The sequence below is a fragment of the Georgenia sp. Z1491 genome (genome assembly GCF_049856175.1).
GTDB lineage: Bacteria > Actinomycetota > Actinomycetes > Actinomycetales > Actinomycetaceae > JB111.
Map to the genome: position 1 here is coordinate 222,120 of NZ_JBNDNA010000001.1, position 19,194 is coordinate 241,313.

Below are 19,194 nucleotides of genomic sequence, written 5' to 3' on the forward strand. Positions count from 1 at the left end.
CGGATACGTTCGGCGTGGACGGGAGGAGAAGCCGATGCCACGAACGAACGAGCCCGGCGCCGGCGTGCTCGAGCGGGCCGTGCGGATCCTCGATGCGTTCGACGCGGACCACCTCACGCTCGGTCTCGGCGAGCTCGTCGCCCGTTCGGGGCTCGCCCACGCGACGACGAGCCGCATCGCGACCGACCTCGTCCGCGCTCGGCTCCTCGCGCGCGGTCCGGATGGCCGCTACGCGATCGGCGCCCGGACCAGGGACCTGGCACTGCTCGTGCCCTCGTCGGCGAGCGTGCGCGCCGTGGCGCTGCCCTACATGCACGACCTGCACGCGGCTCTGCGGGAGCACGTCCAGCTCGCCGTCCTCGGCACGCGCGAGGCGGTGATCGTCGACCGGATCTCGGCGCCGGAGGCGGTGGTCGTGGTCTCCGACGTCGGTGGGGACCTCCCGCTGCACGCGTCGGCGGCCGGGAAGGTCCTGCTCGCGCACGCCCCGACCGTCCTGGTCGAGGAGGTGCTCGCCGGCCCGCTCGAGCGCCTGACTCCGCGGACCGTGACTGAGCCCGAGAGGTTGCGGGCCGAGCTGGCGCGGTGCCGGCGCACCGGGCTCGCGGTGGTGCGCGAGGAGGTCAACGAGCGCGCCTCGTCGGTCGCCGCGCGGGTGGTCGACGGCACCGGCGAGGTGGTGGCGGCCGTGTCGGTGGTCGTCCGGGCCGGCACCCCGGCCCTGCGCACGTCGGTGCCGGCCGTCGCGACGACGGCGCTCGCGATCTCGCGGCGGCTCGGCTGGGCTGGCGTCGTTGCCGGCCTGGACGGGTGACGCACGGACGGCGCGACGTGCGGGACCTGATGTCGACGACGACACTGCGAAGTATCACGGGTTCGCGGCCAGATCATGCGCTTCTTCAGTGAGCAACGGACGAGGCTGTTGCTTGACATGTGTCATCCGATTGACGACCGACGTTGAAATGCCACATACTGTGCGGAGGAGAACTCGTCATGAAGGAGCAGGCAGATGCCACGGAAGATCGCCGTCGTGGGCGGAGGCCCGGGTGGCCTCCTGTTCGCGCTGCTCCATCGGCGCCGCCACCCCGAGGACACCGTCGTCGTGCACGAGCGCAACCGCGCGGACGACACCTTCGGGTTCGGGGTCGTCTTCTCCGACGCGACGCTCCGTGGGATCAACGCCGTCGACCCGGTGCTCCAGGACGCGCTTGACGCCCACGGGAGGCGGTGGGACCGGATCGAGGTCCGGGCCAAGGGTGAACGGCACCATGTCCCGGGCAACGGGATGTCGGCGATCGCGCGTCGCCAGCTGCTGCTCACCCTGCAGGAGCGGGCGCGTGCCGCCGGCGCCGACCTCCGCTTCGAGTCGCCGGTCGGCTCGCTCTCCGAGCTCTCGGACTACGACGTCGTCGTCGCGGCCGACGGCGCCAACTCCCGGCTGCGTACGGAGCTCGAGGACGAGATCGGTCCGACGTACGAGGAGGCCACCGCGAAGTTCATCTGGTTCGGCACCACGTACGAGTTCAACGGACTGACGTTCGTCCACGAACCCACCGAGCACGGGCTGTTCGCGGTGCACGCCTACCCCGTCGGGGACAACCTCTCGACCTTCCTCGTCGAGACCGACGGCGAGACCTGGCGCCGGGCAGGCCTGGACGAGTTCGACACCACCAGCCCGCCCGGGCCGAGCGACGAGAAGTCGCGGGAGTTCCTCGAGCAGCTCTTCGCGAAGCAGATCGACGGCCACCCGCTCGTCGTCAACAACTCGCGCTGGTCCAGCTTCCGCACCCGGCGCGCCCGCAGGTGGTCGTCCGGCAACGTCGCGCTGATCGGCGACGCCGTGCACACCGCGCACTTCTCCGTCGGCTCCGGGACGAAGATGGCGATGGAGGACGCCATCGCACTCGTGGACGCGCTCGACGAGCACCCCGACGACGTCAGCGCGGCCTTCGCCGCGTACGAGGACGTCGCGAGACCGCCGGTCGAGAAGATCCAGGCGTCCGCCCGTCCGTCGTTGTCCTGGTGGGAGCGGTTCGGGATGTACCACGACCAGCTCGAGCCGGCTCAGCTGACGTTCCACTTCATGGCTCGAGCGATGTCGGCCCAGCGGATGCGCAGGCGCGCGGACACGTTCGTGGAGGACACGCTCGCCGACTGGCGCGCCAGGCACGACGGGACCGACCCGCTCGAGACCCCCCTGCGGATCGGGACGACGGTCCTGCCGGGGCGCACCCTGGAGATGTCCGCAGACGGCGGCGCCCTCCGGTCCGGTGATCACACGGTCCCGGTGCTGACGACACCTCCGACGGCGGACGGCTCGGCCGACGCGGTCTGGGTGCTGGCGGTGGACGCGCCCACCGAGGAGGCGGCCGTGCCCGCCGTCGTCGCCGAGGCGCGGCAAGCGGTGCGCGCGGACGGATCGAACGGGCCGGCGGCCGTCGTCGTCCGGGGGGAGGCGACGCTGCCGGTACGGCTGGTCGCAGAGGACCTTCGGTTCGACGGCGCGGTTCCCGTCCTCGTCGCGGACGTCCCCGACGAGGACGCCGCCCTCACCCACGTCCTGGCCGGCCGCGCCGACGCGGTCGCCATGACCGTCGCCTGACCAGGCGCCCACCATCCAACGCTCCGGGAGAATCATGCGCACGCACAGGTACCGCACCGCCGTGAAGTGGGTCGACACGGACGCCAGCGGCCGGATCCACAACACGGCCGCCTTCCGCTGGGCCGAGGCCGCCGAGCATTCCCTCTACGAGATCGTCTGCCCGGAGCTCGGCGCGACCCCCTTCCCTCGTCGCACCGTGGCGGCCACCTACCACCGCGCGCTCGTGTTCCGCGACGCGATCGAGGTCGAGCTGAGGGTCGTGCGCCTGGGACGCTCCTCGATCGGCTACGAGTGGACGGTCGTCGCCGACGACCAGCCGGCGATCGAGGGCAACCACGTCGCGATCTACGTGGACGAGTCCGGACGTCCTGCCCCCCTGCCGGAGACCCTGCGTGCCGGTCTCGAGGCCGCCACAGTGGGTGTCACCCAGGACTGAGCCGACCGCGCAGTGGCCCCCGGACCGTGAGGACCGGGGGCCGCTGCGTCGTGCCCGGGGGTGTGGTCAGGTCTCGATGAGGAGGGCGTCGCCTTGTCCGCCGCCTCCGCACAGCGCGACGGCGGCACGGCCGGTGCCGGCCGCGCGGAGCTGGTGGATGGCGTGGGTGGCCAGGCGTGCGCCGGAGGCACCGATGGGGTGTCCGAGGGCGATGGCGCCGCCACTGGGGTTGAGTCGTTCGTCGCCCGGGTCGATCCCCAGGACGGCTGCGCTGGCGATGCTCACGGCGGCGAAGGCCTCGTTGATCTCGATGTGCGCGAGCTCGCCGACGTTCCACCCCTGCCGGACCAGGGCCGCGGCGATGGCGTTGCCGGGCTGGTTGTGCAGGGAGGTGTCGGGGCCGGCGACCTGTCCGGAGGCTCGGACGGTGGCGAGCACCTCCCACCCGTTCTCCTCGGCCACGGACCGGCGGGTCAGGACCAGGGCGGCGGCGCCGTCGCTGATCTGGGAGGCGTTGCCCGCGGTGACCGACCCGTCCTTGCGGAACGCGGGACGCAGCTTGGCCAGGGACTCGGGCGTGGTGTCGGTCCGGAGCCCGTCATCGGCATCGACGACCGTCTCGCCCTTGCGGCTCTTGACGGTCACCGGTGCGATCTCGGCGTCGAACCGGCCGGCCCCCTGTGCGGCGGCGGCCCGCTGGTGGGAGGCCGCGGCCACGGCGTCCTGCTGATCGCGGGTGATGCCGGGGTGGTCGGCGGTGGTGTAGTTGTCGGTGTCCAGGCCCATCGCGTGGCCGGAGGTGGCGTCGGTCAGGCCGTCGTGCGCGAGATGGTCGACCGCGGTGCGGTCCCCGTACGCCCACCCCTTCCGGGTCCCGCCCAGCAGGTGGGGGGCCTGGGACATGGACTCCTGACCGCCGGCGACGACGACCTCGGCCTCGCCCAGGCGGATGAGGCGGGCACCGTCGATGATCGCCGCCAGTGAGGACAGGCAGACCTTGTTGATCGTCGTCGCGTGCGCACCGGGGTGGACACCGGCCGCGAGCGCGGCCTGCCGGGCCGGGTTCTGACCCGCTCCGGCCTGCAGGACCTGCCCCATGAGGACCACGTCGACGGCCTCGCCGCACACGCCGGACCGCTCCAGCGCGGCGCCGATCGCGTGAGCACCGAGCTCGACCGCGGACAGGGTCGCGAGCTGACCGTTGAACCGGACGAACGGGGTGCGAGCGGCCCCGACGACGACCACGTCGTCGGCACCCACCGCGGTCGCGGGCCCCGTCGCGGCGTCGGCCGTCATGACCCGGCCCCGGCGAGCGTCTCGGCGACCGTGAGATTCGCGCCGGTGGCGGCGACGACCTCGTCCGGGGTGACGCCGGCGGCGACCTCGACCAGGACCAGACCGTCGTCGATGACGTCGATGACGCCCAGGTCGGTGATCACCCGGTCCACCACGGCCGTGCCGGTCAGCGGCAGGTCGCAGGTGTCCAGAATCTTCGGCTCCCCGGCCTTGTTCGTGTGCTGCATGAGCACCACGACCCGCTTCGCGCCCTGGACCAGGTCCATCCCGCCGCCGGGGCCCTTGACCATCTTGCCCGGGATCATCCAGTTCGCCAGGTCACCGCCGGCAGAGACCTGCATGCCGCCCAGGATCGCGACGTCGATCTTCTCCCCGCGGATCATCGAGAACGACATCGCCGAGTCGAAGAACGCCGCACCCGGCAGCGTGGTCACCGTCTGCTTGCCGGCGTTGATCAGGTCCGGGTCCACCTGGTGCTCGTAGGGGAACGGGCCCACCCCTAGGATCCCGTTCTCGGACTGGAAGCTCAGCTCCACCCCACCCGGCAGGTAGTTCGGCACCAGCGTCGGCAGCCCGATCCCCAGGTTGACGTAGTCGCCGTCGCTCAGCTCGCTGGCCGCGCGCGCGGCCATCTGCTCCTTGGTCCACGCCATCTCGCTCAGGCCTCCTCGTTCTCGGTACGCACGGTGCGCTTCTCGATCGGCTTCGACGCCTCGGTCGCCGGGGCGTGCACCAGGCGGTGCACGAACACGCCCGGCAGGTCGACCTCGTCCGGGTCGATGTCGCCCGGCTCGACCAGCTCCTCGACCTCCACGATCGCGACCTTCGCCGACATCGCGGCCAACGGGTTGAAGTTCCGCGCCGACTTGTTGAACACCAGGTTCCCGTGCCGATCGCCCGCGATCGCGTGCACCAGAGCGAAGTCCGCCCGGATCGCCTCCTCCAGCACGTACGAGCGCGGCTCGCCGTCCACGACGAACGTCCGCGTCTCCTTCGGGGCAGAGGCCTTCGCGACCGTCCCGTCCGGGTTGTACACCTGCGGCAGACCGCCCAGCGCGAACTGCGTCCCCACCCCGGTGGGGGTGTAGAAGGCCGCGATCCCGGACCCGCCGGCACGCAGCCGCTCCGCGAGCGTGCCCTGCGGGTTGAGCTCGACCTCCAGCTCACCGGACAGGTACTGGCGCTCGAAGGACTTGTTCTCCCCCACGTAGCTCGCGATCATCTTCCGCAGCCGACCCGCACCCAGCAGCACGCCCAGGCCGAAGTCGTCCACACCGCAGTTGTTCGACGCCACCGTCAGGTCGTCCGCACCCTGCTCCAGCAGCGCATCGATCAACGCCACCGGATTGCCCGACAGGCCGAAACCACCCACCGCCAGCAGCGCACCCGAGGGGATGTCCGCTACCGCTTCCGCGGCAGAACCCACCACCTTGTCCAGACCCCGGGCTGTCCCGGGAGCAGACGTCACCGTCATGAAAAGACTCCTTCGTCATCGTCGTCGGCCGGGCGCGCCTTCCCGGTCCGACGAGATGTGGCGCGGCTGCCGGAAAAGGTGAACCGGTTGTCAGGTTATCGGTTTCGCGCGCGAGGGACGAGGGTCCCGACCACGCACGTGGGGTCGTCCGGTCGAACGACCCGTTGGCGGCAGCCGAGCTACTCCGCCGTGAACATCATGTCCTCCGCCGGGAAGGACTCGGGCACGACCCCCTGCTCGGCGAGCATGTCGATGACGGTCTGGATCTCCTCGGCGGTCACGTCGTCGTGGAACGCGGGGAGCGTGACCTCCGCTCGTACGTCCTCGTCGATCTCCGTGTACGTCCCCATGACGTCCCGGACCTCGTCCGGGTTGTCCTGGGCGTAGGCCTGCGCCTCGTGCATCGCGTCGGCGAAGGCCTGGACGAGCTCCGGGTTCTCGTCCGCGAGCTGCTGGGACGTGAAGTAGACGGCGATGTTGAGGTTCGGGTCGGCGCCCACGTACGGCGACGTGAGGTAGGTGAGGCCGGCGTTGCGGGCGATCGTCACGAACGGTTCGACGACCCACGCCGCGTCGACGTCACCGTTGAGCACGGCGTTCGGCGCGTCGGGGAACGCGAGCTCGACGAACTCGATGGTCGATCCGTCCCCGCCGTCGCCGTTGACCGTCGCGCGGACCGAGGTGTCGCCGATCGAGTTGAGGGTGTTGACGGCGACGCTGCGGCCCGCGAGGTCCGCCGGCGAGGTGATGTCGCTGTCCGGGGGCACGATGATGCCGGCGGTGTCGCCGTCCGGGTCGCCGTTGGAGCTGGACGCGTTCGCGACGATCGTCAGCGGGAGCCCGTTCGAGACGCCCGTGATGAGTGCGGGGGAGTTCGAGAAGCCGAAGTCGTAGTCGCCGCTCGTCACGCCGGGGATCGTCACGGCGCCGCCCTGGTTGGTGGAGTCGAACGTGATGTCGAGCCCGTGCTCCTCGAAGATGCCCTGCTCGAGCCCGAGGTGGAAGGGCGCGGTGTCGACGATGGGCATGACCTGGACGGTGATGTCCGTGAGTCCGTCGGCGCCCTCGGTGGGTGACTCGCTGGTGGAGCTGGCCTCGCCGTCGCCACCGCACGCGGCGAGTACGGCCGCGGTGACTGCCGCGAGAGAGATGACGCTCAGGTGCCTGCGCATGTGGTCCTCCTTGGGGGACTGCGCGCCGTCGTCGGCACGCGCGTGGAGACAGTATGTGCAAGTTGACAGAAGTGCGTCAAGCATCTGTCACAGGTGTTCGTCCGACGTGCCCCTTCGGCGGCTCGGACCGCCCACGCGCCGCGCCGCGCATATCAGTGATGGAGGCACGGCTGTACGTCGATGGGGGCGGGACGTGGTCGCGAGGATGTGGCGTGTGACGTTGACTTGACGCAGCACTTCCACGTGGTACACGATGACGAGTGGGCGGAGCCGCCATCGTTGCGGGCCGCGCGACTGCCGCACCAGCAGCGGACATCGACGTCCCACGTAGGAGGACCCGGAACCATGGCAACGACGATGAAGGGCGATTTCAAGCCCCGGAAGATCATCCTCACGGTCGCGCCGACCGGCGGGATGGCCGGCAAGGAGCAGAGCGAGCATCTGCCCATCACTCCCGACGAGATCGCGGACGACGTCGCGGCGTGCACCGAGGCGGGCGCCTCGATCGTCGCGGTCCACGCGCGCCGGGAGGACGGGCTCGCCACCTGCAACCCGGACATCTACAGCACGATCAACGCCAAGATCCGTGAGCGCGGGTCGGACATCATCATCAACAACTCCACCGGCGGCGGGATCTCGGGCGACATGCCGATCTGGTCCGACACCGGCATGTACCGCCTCGACCTCGAGGAGCGCTACCGGGGGCTCGAGGCGCAGGGCGTCGAGATGGCCACCTTCGACGCGTGGACGATGATCGCCCAGTCCGGCGGAAACGAGTACCTCTCCCACACCTCGGCCTCGCAGAACGACGAGCTCGCCTCGCGGATGAAGGACCGCGGGATCAAGCCCGAGTGGGAGGTCTTCAACCACGGGCAGATCCTGGGCGACACGATGCGGCTCATCCGGTCGGGCTTCGACGCCGAGCCCTTCTGGATCAACATCGTGACCGGCGGCGACAAGGGCTTCCAGAGCGCGATGCCCTACACGCCCACCGCCCTCAACCAGATGGTCGACCTGCTTCCCGAGGGCCACGAGCTCTGCGTCTCCGGCATCGGCCCGAGCCAGCTGCCGTCGCTGGCCCACTCGCTGATCCTCGGTGGCCACGCCCGCGTCGGCCTCGAGGACAACCTCTACTACAGCCGCGGGGTCAAGGCGACCAACCTGCAGCTCGTCGAGCGCGCGGTGCGCATCATCCGTGAGCTCGGTCACGAGCCGGCCACGCCGACCGAGGCGCGCGAGATCCTCGGCCTGCCCGCCGACGGCCGTGGAGCGAACTGGTGAGCCGCGTCGAGACCGAGGACGTCCCCTACGGCGACGTACCCGTCGAGCCGGGTCCCGGCACGATCCGGTTCCGCCGGCTCGTCACGGGCCTCGACGAGCAGGGGCGCTCCGTCGTCCTCGAGGACGGCCCCAGCCCGCACCGGCAGACGGTGGCCGGCGTCCCGTCGTTCGTCCAGACCGAGTTCTGGCGCCATGACGAGGTCCCGGTGGACAACTCCGGGGCGCCCGACGACAAGGTGTCGAGCCCGATCGCGATCACGCCGCCTGCTGGCGGCTCGGTCTTCCGCGTCCTCGAGATTCCGCCGGACTCCGACTGGGACCACCAGGAGGGCTACAAGGAGCGGATGACGCACGCGACGCCGTCGCTCGACTACGCGATCGTCACCGAGGGCGAGGTGTGGTCCGTCATGGACGGGAACGAGGTCCTCATGAAGGCCGGCGACGTCCTCGTCCAGCGGGGGACGAACCACGCCTGGTCGAACCGGTCGGCGGGGCGTGCGGTCGTCTACTTCATCCTCATCGGTGGGACGCTCGCGTCGTGACCCCGGGGAGCGCGTGAGTGAGCCGGTCGACCCCGGGCGTCCGGGGCCGACCGGCTCCTCGGAGCGTGTCCCGTGCCGTCCGCACGGTCGAGCGCGCGAACGGCCGGTCGGGAGATTCTAGGATCGAGCGATGAGTGTCCGCTCCGCCATCCTCGACGTCGTCGGCTACTACGTGCGGTTCTCCGGAGGCTCGATCGGACTCACTCCGCTCTCCGAGCTCCTGGGGGCACTCGGCATCCAGGGCGACGCCGTCCGCGCCACGATGACCAGGCTCCGCGCCGAGGGGTGGTTCACCTCCGCGAAGGAGGGGCGGCAGGTCACCTACTCGATGACACCGCACCTGTACGCGATCGTCGACGAGGGGCGCGAGCGCATCTTCTCGCGCCGTTCGGGGCCGTGGGACGGAGAGTGGCACATGGTGCTGTTCGTCGTCCCGGAGTCGAAGCGGGCGGTTCGTGAGTCGCTGCGCAAGCGCCTGAGCTTCCAGGGCTTCGGCTCGCCCGCCCCGTCGACCTGGATGTCGACCACGGACCGCCGCGCCGAGGTGGACGCGATGGCCATCGACCTCGGCATCGACTCCTCCGACGACGTGCGGCTCATCCAGATGATGTCGCGCACCGACTCGGTCGCGCTCGACCGGCAGATCGCCCGGCAGTGCTGGGACCTCGAGCGTCTCAACGACGGATATCGGGAGTGGCTGCGGGAGTGGCGGCCGCGGGTCGCCACCCAGAGAGCTCATGCACCGGACGGACCCGCAGCGCTGGCCGAGCTCGTCGACCTCGTCAGCACCTTTCGGAAGTTCCCGTTCGACGATCCCGACCTGCCCGGCGAGCTGCTCCCCGCCACCTGGCACGGCACGGCGGCCTTCGCCGTGTTTCACGAGGGCCTGCGGGCGCTGGTCGGCGCGGCCGACCGGTACGTCACCGACGTGACCGGGCAGGTCGCCGAGCGGCCCGCTACCATGTGGGGGACCGCGTCCGAGACCGCCTGACGCCGGGGACTAGCGGGCACGCCGCGAGAGGGCCGGCCGCGTGTACTCGTCGAGATTCAAGGTCGCCCTCGCGGAATCCTGAACCGCTGGGAAGTGCGAGTACGGCGACCCCCCGGCTCTCGCGTCCGACGACGCGAACACGCAGTCACGAGTCTCCACGCTCTCGCGGTGGTCTGACGACCGAGATTCACCCAGCGGTCGACGGTTGGGAGCACCGGTGGCGAAAGGTGCTCGCCGACGGGCGGCGCAACTGCGGCGTGACGCTGGCCGAGGGCCTCGCCGACATCCACGTGCCGCGGCTGAGGCCGGCACGTCCTTGCATTCGGCCCGATGCCGTTGTCCCCGACGAGACCTGCACCACCGGCGTGATCCGCACCGAACTCCGCCGCCGTGGGGTCAGGACGGTATGCACGGCAAGGAACTTTCCGATCACCGTGTGTCAACGACGCCACCCCGGGAGCGCCATCACTGTCAGGCGCACACACCCCGTCGCTGGCAAGAGTCGCAACGCCGTCGAACGGCTCCTCGGCTAGGCCAAGAAGTGGTGCGGCCCGCCTACGCGATACCAGGAGTTCGGCGATGCCTACCGCGCTGCATTCACCCTCGGGGCGTTCCCCACCTGGCTGCGTACAGAGGAGCAACGCGACCTTGATCGGGACCCGGGCGCTCCTCGTGGGCAAGCACGCGAATCCGTCTTCGCCGCAGATGTATCGCAGATAGTGAAGAGGATGTGTCGGCATATGGTTGACGAGGGGCGCCGGGGTGAGTAGCGTTTTGCACCAGCGGCCGTACGAAGAGGCCGTAACCATTGGCAAGGAGGCCAACGATGGCGAGTCGAGTCTTTCGAGCAGGAGCCGTGGCGGTCGGCGTCGCGCTGCTCGTCACAGCCTGCGGTGCCGGCGGCGGGGAGACCGACGGCGGCGGCGAGTCGGCGTCCGGCGAGGGACTCGACGTCGTGCGCCTGGGAATCTTCCCGGGCGCGACCTTCGCATCCGTGGAGATGGGCATCGACGAGGGCTCCTTCGCCGACCGCGGCATCGAGCTTGAGCTCAACATGGGTCAGGGCGGCGCGGAGCTACTCCCGGCGCTGACATCGGGTTCGCTCGACGTTGCCGTGGGTAACCCGGTCTCCGTCATTCAGGCGCACCATCAGGGCCTGCCGATCACCCTCATCTCCGGTTATGCCGCAGACGGCCCAGGTGAAGATGACACGACATCGGTCGTCGCCATGCCGGATGCCGGCATCGAGTCAGCGAGCGATCTTGAGGGGATGTCCGTCGCGGTGAACTCGCTCAACGGGGCGCTCGAGCTAGGCATCCGGGAGTCGATCAGGCTCGACGGCGGGGACCCGGACAACGTGGAGTTCGTCGAGGTCGGGTTCCCCGACATGCCGTCCGTGCTCGAGAACGGTGACGTCGATGCAGTCACCGTGGGTCAGCCGTTCATGGGGTCGATCCTCGCAAACGGGGGAGAGATCGTCCTGGACAGTCAGAATGAATCGGGAACTGAGTCGACGATCTTGGTGACGTTCGCCTCGGACGAGTGGGTGGATGAGGACGCCGAGCTGGTCGACCGGTTCCTGGAGGCGTGGGCCGAGACGCTCGACCACGCACGGGAGAACCCGGACCTCGTCCGGGAACGCTTGCCGGAGTTCATCGGCATGGAGCCGGAGATCGCCGAGGACCTCCCGCTCGAGGTTGTATCTGCCGAGCTCGACCGCGGCGGCCTGGAGACCTACGCCCGGCTGATGGTCGAGTACGACGTCATCGCCGACGACCCCGATCTCGACGCGCTCATCCGGGAGTAATCCATGACAGTGCAGACCGATGGCCAGACCGCAGTGAATGCCGACGAGCTCGACGACGTAACGCTGGCCACGATCGACCGGCACCTGCTCGAACGCATCGTGCGCGGCGCCCACCTGCCCTCGCTGCTCGCGGCGCTCGCGCACGTCACCGGCGATACGTCGATCCTCGAGCCCGGTGTGCGTCCGCGCCTCGCGTCCGAGACGCTCGCGATGGACCAGACGGGTGGGCTCGACGCCGCGGCTCGGGACCGCGCCATCGAGCTGGTCGTCGAGACGATCCTCGCGCACCGTGAGCGGCTGGCCGAGTCGGTCGCCGACACGGTGACGGATGACCTCAGTGAGATCTTCACGTTCCTCACCGGCTCCGACGACCCGGCCTACCGCGACGTCATCCTGCATGAGCTCGGGATCTCCCCGGAGCGTCCGGAGGCGACGTGGACCAAAGCGGGAACCGCAGCGAACCGCGACTTCCGTGTGATCGTCGTCGGGGCAGGCATGTCGGGGATCGCCATGGTGCACGAGCTGGTGCGGGCCGGCGTGGACGTCCTGGTTCTCGAGCGGGCGGACGACGTCGGGGGCGTGTGGCTCGCAAACGACTACCCCGGCGCCAAGCTGGACACGTCGAACTTCACCTACAGCTACTCGTTCGCCCAGCGAGCTGACTGGGCCGACCAGTACTCCAGCCGCGACGAGGTGTTGAACTACCTCCGACACGTGGCGGACCAGTTCGACCTGCGCCGACACATGCGGTTCGGCGTGCGCGTCGAGAAGGCATCGTTCGACCGCGAGAGCGGCACATGGACCATTGAGGTTGTGGGGCCCGGCGGGCCCGAGATCCTGACGTCGAACGTGTTCGTCAGTGCGGTGGGGCAGCTGAGCGAGCCGAACATCCCGCCGATCGCCGGCGCCGAGACGTTTGCCGGGCCGGCGTTTCACACGGCTGAGTGGCGGCATGACGTCGATCTCGAGGGGCGCAACGTGGCGCTCATCGGTACCGGGGCGAGCGCGTTCCAGGTGGTCCCTCCGGTCGCGAAGGTCGCGAGCCACCTGACAGTCTTCCAACGCACCCCGGCCTGGGTCATCCCCACCGCGGACTACAATGCGCCCCTGGCGCCGGCGGCCCGTTGGCTCTTCGAGCAGATCCCGACCTCCGGCCGCTGGTATCGCTTCAACCAGTTCTGGACGAACGTGGACGGCATCCGTCGGCTCGCGGAGGTCGATCCGGACTGGGACATCGACGGCTCCGTCTCGGCGGAGAACGCCCGCATGAGGGAGGCGCTCGCCGATGGGTTCCGAGCGGCGTTCGAAGGTCGTCCCGATCTCGTCGAGCAGCTGATCCCGACCTACCCGCCGTACGCCAAGCGCACGGTCCGGGACGACGGTACGTGGTCCTCCGCGCTCCAGCGAGACAACGTCACGCTCACGTCCGCCGGCATCGCACGCATCAGCGAGCACGCGGTGCATACGAAGGACGGCGCCGAGCACCCGGCCGATGTCGTCATCTACGGCACGGGCTTCCGCGCCTCGGAGTTCCTCGCGAGCATCGCGGTCGAGAACTCCGACGGGGTCACGCTCGAGGACTTCTGGGCCGGTGACTCTCGTGCCTTCTACGGAGTGATGGTGCCGACCTTCCCGAACTTCTTCATGCTGTACGGCCCAAACACCAACCTCAACGTCAACTCCAGCGTCGTGCTCTTCTCCGAGGCCGGCGCGGAGCTCGTCTCGCAGTGCATTCGCCAACTTCTCGTCCGGGAGGCGTCGAGCATCGAGGTGCGTGAGGAGCCTTTCCGCGAGCTCAACGAGAAGATCGACCGCGACAGCCAGGGCCTCGCGATCGGCGTCTCCACAGTCAACACCTGGTACAAGAACCGGTTCGGCCGCAATTCGCAGAACTGGGCCGGATCGACGCTCGAGTACTGGCGCGGGACGCACGACTTCGACCCGGAAAACTTCCGCATCTCCTAGGCGCGCTGACGTGCGGCCCACCGAACGCCGCTCTACCGCCGAACCACCCACGAAAGAAAGGTTGACCTGTGACCACATCGAGCGACGTGAGCGTGCTGATCGTCGGCGGCGGTCCCGTTGGGATGTTCCTCGCCGCGGACCTGGGCAGGCGAGGGGTCCGCACCGTCGTGGTGGATCGCGAGGAGCGTGGCAGCGACCAGGCCAAGGTCATGCAGGTCAGCGTCCGGACGCTGGAGTTCGCGCGCCAGCTGGGCATCGCCAAGGCCATGAGCACCTGGGGCTTCCCTGAGGACTACCCGCTGCACAACCTGTTCGTCACCTCGTTGGACGGCTACGAGCTCGGTCGCGCGCCCGGGGCGCCGATGGGGCAGCCGGGCTCTCCCGGTTACACCGAGCTCAGCCCCGAGTTCCAGGTGCATTGCCCGCAGCCCTGGCTTGAGCCGATCATCGAGGGTGCCGCACAGTCGAAGGACAGCGTGACGATCCTGCGGCGGCATGAGTTCGAGAGCTTGACCGAGTCGGCGGACGGCGTGACCTCGCTGGTGACCGACCTCAAGACCGGTGAGCAGCAGACCATCCGCGCCGACTACCTCATCTCCTGCGAGGGGTTCGGCGGCAAGGTCGGTGAAGCCCTAAACATCCCGGTCGACGAGCTCACCGTGGACTACTCCGTCGACATCGAGTTCGAGTGCGACGACCTGTTGGCCGAGCACGCCTTGGGTCCGGCGGTCCGCTATTCGCTGGTGGGCCCGCAGGGGACCTGGGCAACGATCGTCGCCGTCGACGGCGTACGCCGCTGGCGTCTGTCGGTGTACGCTGTCGGCCGGGAGGCCGCGAACACGTTCGACCCGCACCCCGCCATCCGGCGCGCGATCGGACACGACTTCACCTACGAGGTCGTGCGGCAGGGGCGCTGGAAGCGGCGGGCGGCGATGGCGGCGACCTTCGGACGCGGTCGCGTCCTGATCGCCGGCGACGCGGCGCACTGCAGCCCCCCGAACGGCGGCTTCGGCATGAACACCGGCATCGCCGACGTCATGAACCTCGGCTGGAAGATCGAGGCCGCCCTGGCCGGGTGGGCCGGCGAGGACCTGCTGGACTCCTACGGCGCCGAGCGACGCCCCATCGCGCAGATCACCCTCGCGGAGTCGCTGCGCGACTACGACCGGCTCGTCGGCAGCACCGCATACGCCGACATCGCGGCCGATACGGACGAGGCCGGCCGGAAGCGCCGCGAGATCGGCGACCGCCTCGTCGAGGGCAGTCTCAAGGCCTGGCGGCCGCTCGGCATCCACCTTGGTTACAGCTACGCCTCGTCCGGCATCGTTTGCACCACGCCGGGCACCTACCCCGAGTTCGATGCCCAGGACTACGAGCCGAAGGTGACCCCGGGCGCCCGCGCTCCGCACGTGTGGCTCTCCGAGGGCCGGTCCACGCTCGATCTGTTCGGTGAGTCGTTCGTGCTCCTCCGCGTCGGCGCACCGGCGGACGACGGCGGCTCCCTGGTGGAGGCCGCAGCGGCGGTCGGCATGCCGGTCGAGGTCGTGGACCTCGATGGCGACGAGGTCGCGTCGGTCTACGGCCGCTCCCTGGTGCTCGTCCGACCGGACGGACACGTCGCCTGGAGCGCCTCCGAGGTGCCCGGGGACCCCCGGCGAATTGTCGACACCGTTCGCGGCCAGCTGTCTGTCCGCAATCAGCTGCACGACCGGGACACCGTAGGGGCGATCTGATGTTCTTTGGACTTCGCCCGCCCGCTGCTCCGCCGGCTGCGGAGCCGGAGATCGACGTGCTCGTCGTCGGTGCCGGTCCTGCCGGGCTGACCGCCGCACTCACGCTGGCCTCCTACGGGCTGCGGGTGCACGCGCTCACGCAATTCCCGTGGCTCGCCAACTCGCCGCGGGCGCACATCACGAACCAGCGGACGATGGAGGTCCTGCGGGACCTCGGCGTCGACGACGAGGTGATGACGTACGGGTCCCCGTGGGATCAGATGGGGGACACGCTGTTCACCACCTCCCTGGCGGGGCCCGAGATCGCGCGCATCCGCGCTTGGGGCAGCGGCGACGACGAGCACGGACGGTACGTACGCTCGAGCCCCTCCGAGATGGTCGACGTCCCACAGCCCTACCTCGAGTCCGTGCTCGTTCGGAACGCGGGCGAGCGCGGTGCGCGCGTGCGTTTCAACACGGAGTACCTCGGGCACACACAGCACAGCGGCGGCGTCGATGTGCGGGTGCGCGAGACGCTCAGCGGCACCGAGTCCGTCGTGCGGGCGAAGTACCTCGTGGGGGCCGACGGCGCGCGCTCGGCCGTAGCTCGAGACATCAACCTCGAGTTCGAGGGCGACATGGGCCGGGGTTCCACGGTCTACGTCCGCTTCGAGGCCGACCTCACGCACCTCGTCGCTCATCGGCCGAGCATCCTCTACTGGATCGTCTCGGACGGAGGTGCTTACGGCGAGATCGGTCTCGGTCTGCTGCGCGCGGTGCGCCAGTGGGGGGAGTGGATCGCCGGGTGGGGGTTCGACCCCGCGGACGGCGAAGCGGACCTGTCGACCGAGACCGTCACCCGCAGGATCCGCGAGTTCATCGGCGACCCGGACATCGACGTCGAGGTGCTCGGTACCTCCGTCTGGCAGGTCAACGAGGCCTACGCGACGACATTCGGCAAGGGGCGCGTCTTCTGTGCCGGAGACGCCGTGCACCGCCACCCGCCGTCCGGCGGTCTCGGGTCGAACACGAGCGTCCAGGACTCGGCAAACCTCGCCTGGAAGCTGGCTTACGTCCTCAAGGGCTGGGCGGGGCCCGAGCTGCTGGAGACGTACGAGGCGGAGCGAGTGCCTGTCGGGCGCCATGTCGTCGGCCGTGCCAATCAGTCCCGACGCGACTACGTAGAGCTCCACGCGGCACTCGGGCAGGTGCCCGGCAGCGCCAAGGACTCGGTGCTCCGACGCGTGTCCGACCCGTCCGATGAGGGGGTTCGGGCCCGGGACGCGCTCGGTCAGGCGCTCGCCGTCAAGCAATACGAGTTCAACGCTCTCGGAGTCGAGCACAACCAGCGCTACTCGTCCGCTGCCGTCATCAGCGACGGCAACGACGACGAGCAGTGGTCCGAGGACCCGGAGCTGTACGCCACACCGACCACCCGACCGGGTGCCAAGCTCCCGCACACATGGCTGGTGGGCCCCGACGGTCGCCGCGTGTCGACCCTGGACGTCGTCGGCGCCGGGTGCTTCACGCTCGTCACCGGCTGCTCGGGGACCGACTGGCCCGAGGTGGTCGGCGAACTGGATCTTCCCTACCTTCGCTGCGTCGTCGTCGACGGTCCCGAGGTCGCGGACCTCTACCGCAGCTGGCAGGAGGCCCGGCAGATCGATGAGGCCGGCGCCCTCCTAGTACGCCCGGACGGGTACATCGCCTGGCGACACGCGGTCTCACCCGACGACCGCGACGCGGCGCGGCACGCGCTGACGGCCGCGCTCGAGCACGTGCTGTCGCTGTCCATCCGCACGAGCGAAGGAGTTGCGCCGTGAGTGCTCATTCCGTTGAGCTGCACGAGTCCATCACCGAGACGCAACTGGAATGCGGCGGGTACTCGACACGCATCCTGCTCGCCGGCCCGGCCGACGCCGAGCCGGTCCTCCTCCTGCATGACGGGGCCTGGGGCGGGAGCGCGGACGTGTCTTGGGAGTACGTCATCCCCGAGCTCGCCCGCGACCGGCGTGTCATCGCCCCTGACCTGCTCGGGTTCGGGGGAAGCGACAAGATCGTGTTCCTCGACCGCTCGCCGCACTCCTTCCGGATCAAGCACATCGCGAGCGTTCTTGCCGAGCTCGGGGTGCGCGCTCCAGTGGACGTGGTAGGCAACTCCTTCGGCGGCGCCACGGGGCTACGTGCGCTGGCCGGGCCCGACACGTTCCCGATCCGTTCGCTGGTCAGTATCGCCGGTACGGGTGGTGGTTGGCGGACGGAGAAGTCGCTGGGTGAGCTCGGCGAGTGGGACGGCACCCGCGAGGACCTGGCGCGGATTGCGGCCCTGCTGGTCGACACGGATACCGCCCACTTCGAGTCCTACCTGGATCGGCGACTCCACTGGGCGTCCCAGTCGGGTCATGCACGATCGGTACTCGCACCGGCGATCAAGATCCCTCACCATCTCCGGTCCAAGGTCGAGGACTCGTGGCCGGACCAGCTCCGGGGCATCACGACGCCGACGCTCCTCGTGCGCTGCGCACGTGACGTCCTGCTGTTCCCCGAGTGGGCGGACCGTGTGGCAGAGGCACTCGTCGACGCGCGCATCGTCGAGGTCGACCATCTGCATGCGCCGAACCTCGATCGACCAGACGAGGTCGTGTCCGTCGTCCGCGACTTCTGGCGTGAGGTGGCGGACGGTCGTCCGGCATCCTCACCGGCTGACCCGGCAAGAGCTTCCTGACCCACCGACTGGCACTCGCACCACCTACGCACGATCAACGACGAAGGAGTCACCACATGGACCTCGGATACTTCCTCATGCCGCTTCACCCCCCGGGCACGCCGGTCGAAGACTGGCTGCACGGCGACCTCGACCAGGTCGTGCAGCTCGACCGGCTCGGCTTCGAGGAGGCGTGGTTCGGCGAGCACTTCTCCAACGAGTGGGAGCCGCTCGTCTCGCCCGAACTGTTCATCGCCAATGCGCTGGGCCGCACCGATCGGATCCGCCTCGGCACCGGCGTCAACTCCCTCAGCTACCACCACCCGGTCCATCTGGCCAGCCGTATCGCGCTCCTCGACCACATGGCACAGGGCCGGTTCATGTGGGGTGTCGGGAACGGCGCACTACCGACCGACGGCGCACTGTTCGACGTCGACTTCTTCAAGAAGGAGCAGCGCACCGGCTCACGCGAGGTGCTCTCAGCCGTCCTCGACCTCTGGGACGACCCGAAGCCCGGACTCCACGAGAGCGAGTTCTTCCGCTACACGGTCCCGGAGCCGAACGAGGCTGCCGGCGTGCGTCTGCACATGCGGCCGTTCACCAAGCCGCATCCGCCCATCGCAGCCGCGGGTTCGGGCCCCAAGTCGGACATGCTCGGGTACGCAGGGGCGAACGGCTGGATCCCCATGAGCGTCAACTTCGTCGTTGCCGATACGGTGAAGAAGCAGTGGGAGGTGTACGAGGCCGCGGCGAAGGAGGCGGGCCGCGTGGCCGACCGGCGTCAGTGGCGGGTCAGCCGAGAGGTCGTCGTCGCACGAACCGATGAGGAGGCCCAGGAGCTCGCACTGAACAGCGCGCTCGGGCGCGACTGGATGAGCTACCTCGTGCCACTGTTCAAGATGCTGGGCGAGATGATCAACTTCAAGGACGACCCCTCGATCCCCGACGACGTCATTGACGAGCAGTTCTTCCTCGACAACATCTGGATCGTCGGCAGCCCCGAGACCGTCACCCAGAAGCTGCGTGACCTGTACGACTTCACGGGCGGCTTCGGCGTCCTCGCGGTGGCCGGTCACGAGTGGGACGCCGAGGGGCGCTCGCTCGAGTCGATGCGGCTCCTCGCCGAGGAGGTCCGGCCGAACCTCCCGACACCGCCGGCCCCTGAGGGCGCTTGACCTCATCGAGCGGCCGGCCCCGGAGCATCGCCAGATG

The 19,194-nt window shown here is 69.6% G+C and carries 16 protein-coding genes; 12 read left to right on the plus strand and 4 right to left on the minus strand.

The features are described 5' to 3' along the window. The first annotated feature begins 34 nt into the window (after nt 1-34). The 3 genes from ACPYO4_RS01120 to ACPYO4_RS01130 all read left to right on the plus strand — a co-directional run bounded on the left by ACPYO4_RS01120 (nt 35) and on the right by ACPYO4_RS01130 (nt 3,038). On the plus strand, nt 35-814 hold the full coding sequence (locus ACPYO4_RS01120; protein WP_425707356.1) for an IclR family transcriptional regulator: 780 nt from the start codon (nt 35-37) through the stop codon (nt 812-814). 195 nt (nt 815-1,009) lie between these two features. After that, nucleotides 1,010-2,602, plus strand: a complete 1,593-nt coding sequence (locus tag ACPYO4_RS01125) for an FAD-dependent monooxygenase (RefSeq protein ID WP_425707357.1) — start codon at nt 1,010-1,012, stop codon at nt 2,600-2,602. A 34-nt stretch (nt 2,603-2,636) separates the two neighbouring features. Beyond that, a complete protein-coding gene (locus tag ACPYO4_RS01130) occupies nt 2,637-3,038 on the plus strand; it encodes an acyl-CoA thioesterase (protein WP_425707358.1) in 402 nt (133 codons plus the stop codon). Between the two features lie 66 nt (nt 3,039-3,104). Here ACPYO4_RS01130 and ACPYO4_RS01135 read toward each other — a convergent pair whose 3' ends face one another. The 4 genes from ACPYO4_RS01135 to ACPYO4_RS01150 all read right to left on the minus strand — a co-directional run bounded on the left by ACPYO4_RS01135 (nt 3,105) and on the right by ACPYO4_RS01150 (nt 6,980). Next, nucleotides 3,105-4,334: an acetyl-CoA C-acyltransferase gene (locus ACPYO4_RS01135; protein ID WP_425707359.1), complete on the minus strand. Its 1,230-nt coding sequence runs from the start codon at nt 4,332-4,334 to the stop codon at nt 3,105-3,107. Next, nucleotides 4,331-4,987, minus strand: coding sequence for a 3-oxoacid CoA-transferase subunit B (locus ACPYO4_RS01140; protein ID WP_425707360.1), 657 nt, complete (start codon nt 4,985-4,987; stop codon nt 4,331-4,333). The genes ACPYO4_RS01135 and ACPYO4_RS01140 overlap by 4 nt, the downstream gene beginning before the upstream one ends. A gap of 5 nt (nt 4,988-4,992) precedes the next feature. Beyond that, nucleotides 4,993-5,808, minus strand: coding sequence for a CoA transferase subunit A (locus ACPYO4_RS01145; RefSeq protein WP_425707361.1), 816 nt, complete (start codon nt 5,806-5,808; stop codon nt 4,993-4,995). A gap of 179 nt (nt 5,809-5,987) precedes the next feature. Next, nucleotides 5,988-6,980 (minus strand): ABC transporter substrate-binding protein, encoded by a 993-nt coding sequence (locus ACPYO4_RS01150; protein WP_425707362.1) that lies wholly within the window; start codon nt 6,978-6,980, stop codon nt 5,988-5,990. A 345-nt stretch (nt 6,981-7,325) separates the two neighbouring features. On the opposite strand from ACPYO4_RS01150, the gene ACPYO4_RS01155 reads away from it, so the two are divergent. The 9 genes from ACPYO4_RS01155 (at nt 7,326) to ACPYO4_RS01195 (ending at nt 19,157) form a co-directional block, all read left to right on the plus strand. Next, the gene (locus tag ACPYO4_RS01155) at nt 7,326-8,261 is read left to right on the plus strand and encodes a 3-keto-5-aminohexanoate cleavage protein (protein ID WP_425707363.1); all 936 of its coding nucleotides are present in this window, start codon (nt 7,326-7,328) and stop codon (nt 8,259-8,261) included. Beyond that, a complete protein-coding gene (locus ACPYO4_RS01160) occupies nt 8,258-8,803 on the plus strand; it encodes a cupin domain-containing protein (RefSeq protein ID WP_425707364.1) in 546 nt (181 codons plus the stop codon). Before ACPYO4_RS01155 ends, ACPYO4_RS01160 begins: the two co-directional genes overlap by 4 nt. A gap of 130 nt (nt 8,804-8,933) precedes the next feature. Continuing rightward, nucleotides 8,934-9,794, plus strand: a complete 861-nt coding sequence (locus ACPYO4_RS01165; protein WP_425707365.1) for a PaaX family transcriptional regulator C-terminal domain-containing protein — start codon at nt 8,934-8,936, stop codon at nt 9,792-9,794. An 826-nt stretch (nt 9,795-10,620) separates the two neighbouring features. Further along, nucleotides 10,621-11,601 carry an ABC transporter substrate-binding protein gene (locus tag ACPYO4_RS01170; RefSeq protein ID WP_425707366.1) on the plus strand — a complete coding sequence of 327 codons (981 nt, stop codon included), beginning with the start codon at nt 10,621-10,623 and terminating at the stop codon, nt 11,599-11,601. A gap of 3 nt (nt 11,602-11,604) precedes the next feature. Beyond that, nucleotides 11,605-13,566, plus strand: a complete 1,962-nt coding sequence (locus tag ACPYO4_RS01175) for a flavin-containing monooxygenase (RefSeq protein WP_425707367.1) — start codon at nt 11,605-11,607, stop codon at nt 13,564-13,566. Nucleotides 13,567-13,634: 68 nt separating this feature from the next. Further along, nucleotides 13,635-15,299, plus strand: coding sequence for an FAD-dependent monooxygenase (locus ACPYO4_RS01180; RefSeq protein WP_425707368.1), 1,665 nt, complete (start codon nt 13,635-13,637; stop codon nt 15,297-15,299). After that, nucleotides 15,299-17,101, plus strand: coding sequence for an FAD-dependent monooxygenase (locus tag ACPYO4_RS01185; protein WP_425707369.1), 1,803 nt, complete (start codon nt 15,299-15,301; stop codon nt 17,099-17,101). Before ACPYO4_RS01180 ends, ACPYO4_RS01185 begins: the two co-directional genes overlap by 1 nt. Beyond that, complete coding sequence (locus ACPYO4_RS01190) at nt 17,098-18,003, plus strand: alpha/beta fold hydrolase (protein WP_425707370.1); 906 nt, start codon at nt 17,098-17,100, stop codon at nt 18,001-18,003. The genes ACPYO4_RS01185 and ACPYO4_RS01190 overlap by 4 nt, the downstream gene beginning before the upstream one ends. A 56-nt stretch (nt 18,004-18,059) precedes the next feature. After that, nucleotides 18,060-19,157, plus strand: a complete 1,098-nt coding sequence (locus ACPYO4_RS01195; RefSeq protein WP_425707371.1) for an LLM class flavin-dependent oxidoreductase — start codon at nt 18,060-18,062, stop codon at nt 19,155-19,157. Nucleotides 19,158-19,194 lie beyond the last annotated feature (37 nt).

Excerpts from the sequence above, each read along its gene's own strand:
- ACPYO4_RS01120 (WP_425707356.1), top strand. The coding sequence starts at position 35 with ATGCCACGAACGAACGAGCCCGGCGCCGGCGTGCTCGAGCGGGCCGTG.
- ACPYO4_RS01125 (WP_425707357.1), top strand. The coding sequence starts at position 1,010 with ATGCCACGGAAGATCGCCGTCGTGGGCGGAGGCCCGGGTGGCCTCCTG.
- ACPYO4_RS01130 (WP_425707358.1), top strand. The coding sequence starts at position 2,637 with ATGCGCACGCACAGGTACCGCACCGCCGTGAAGTGGGTCGACACGGAC.
- ACPYO4_RS01135 (WP_425707359.1), bottom strand. The coding sequence starts at position 4,334 with ATGACGGCCGACGCCGCGACGGGGCCCGCGACCGCGGTGGGTGCCGAC.
- ACPYO4_RS01140 (WP_425707360.1), bottom strand. The coding sequence starts at position 4,987 with ATGGCGTGGACCAAGGAGCAGATGGCCGCGCGCGCGGCCAGCGAGCTG.
- ACPYO4_RS01145 (WP_425707361.1), bottom strand. The coding sequence starts at position 5,808 with ATGACGGTGACGTCTGCTCCCGGGACAGCCCGGGGTCTGGACAAGGTG.
- ACPYO4_RS01150 (WP_425707362.1), bottom strand. The coding sequence starts at position 6,980 with ATGCGCAGGCACCTGAGCGTCATCTCTCTCGCGGCAGTCACCGCGGCC.
- ACPYO4_RS01155 (WP_425707363.1), top strand. The coding sequence starts at position 7,326 with ATGGCAACGACGATGAAGGGCGATTTCAAGCCCCGGAAGATCATCCTC.
- ACPYO4_RS01165 (WP_425707365.1), top strand. The coding sequence starts at position 8,934 with ATGAGTGTCCGCTCCGCCATCCTCGACGTCGTCGGCTACTACGTGCGG.
- ACPYO4_RS01170 (WP_425707366.1), top strand. The coding sequence starts at position 10,621 with ATGGCGAGTCGAGTCTTTCGAGCAGGAGCCGTGGCGGTCGGCGTCGCG.
- ACPYO4_RS01175 (WP_425707367.1), top strand. The coding sequence starts at position 11,605 with ATGACAGTGCAGACCGATGGCCAGACCGCAGTGAATGCCGACGAGCTC.
- ACPYO4_RS01185 (WP_425707369.1), top strand. The coding sequence starts at position 15,299 with ATGTTCTTTGGACTTCGCCCGCCCGCTGCTCCGCCGGCTGCGGAGCCG.
- ACPYO4_RS01195 (WP_425707371.1), top strand. The coding sequence starts at position 18,060 with ATGGACCTCGGATACTTCCTCATGCCGCTTCACCCCCCGGGCACGCCG.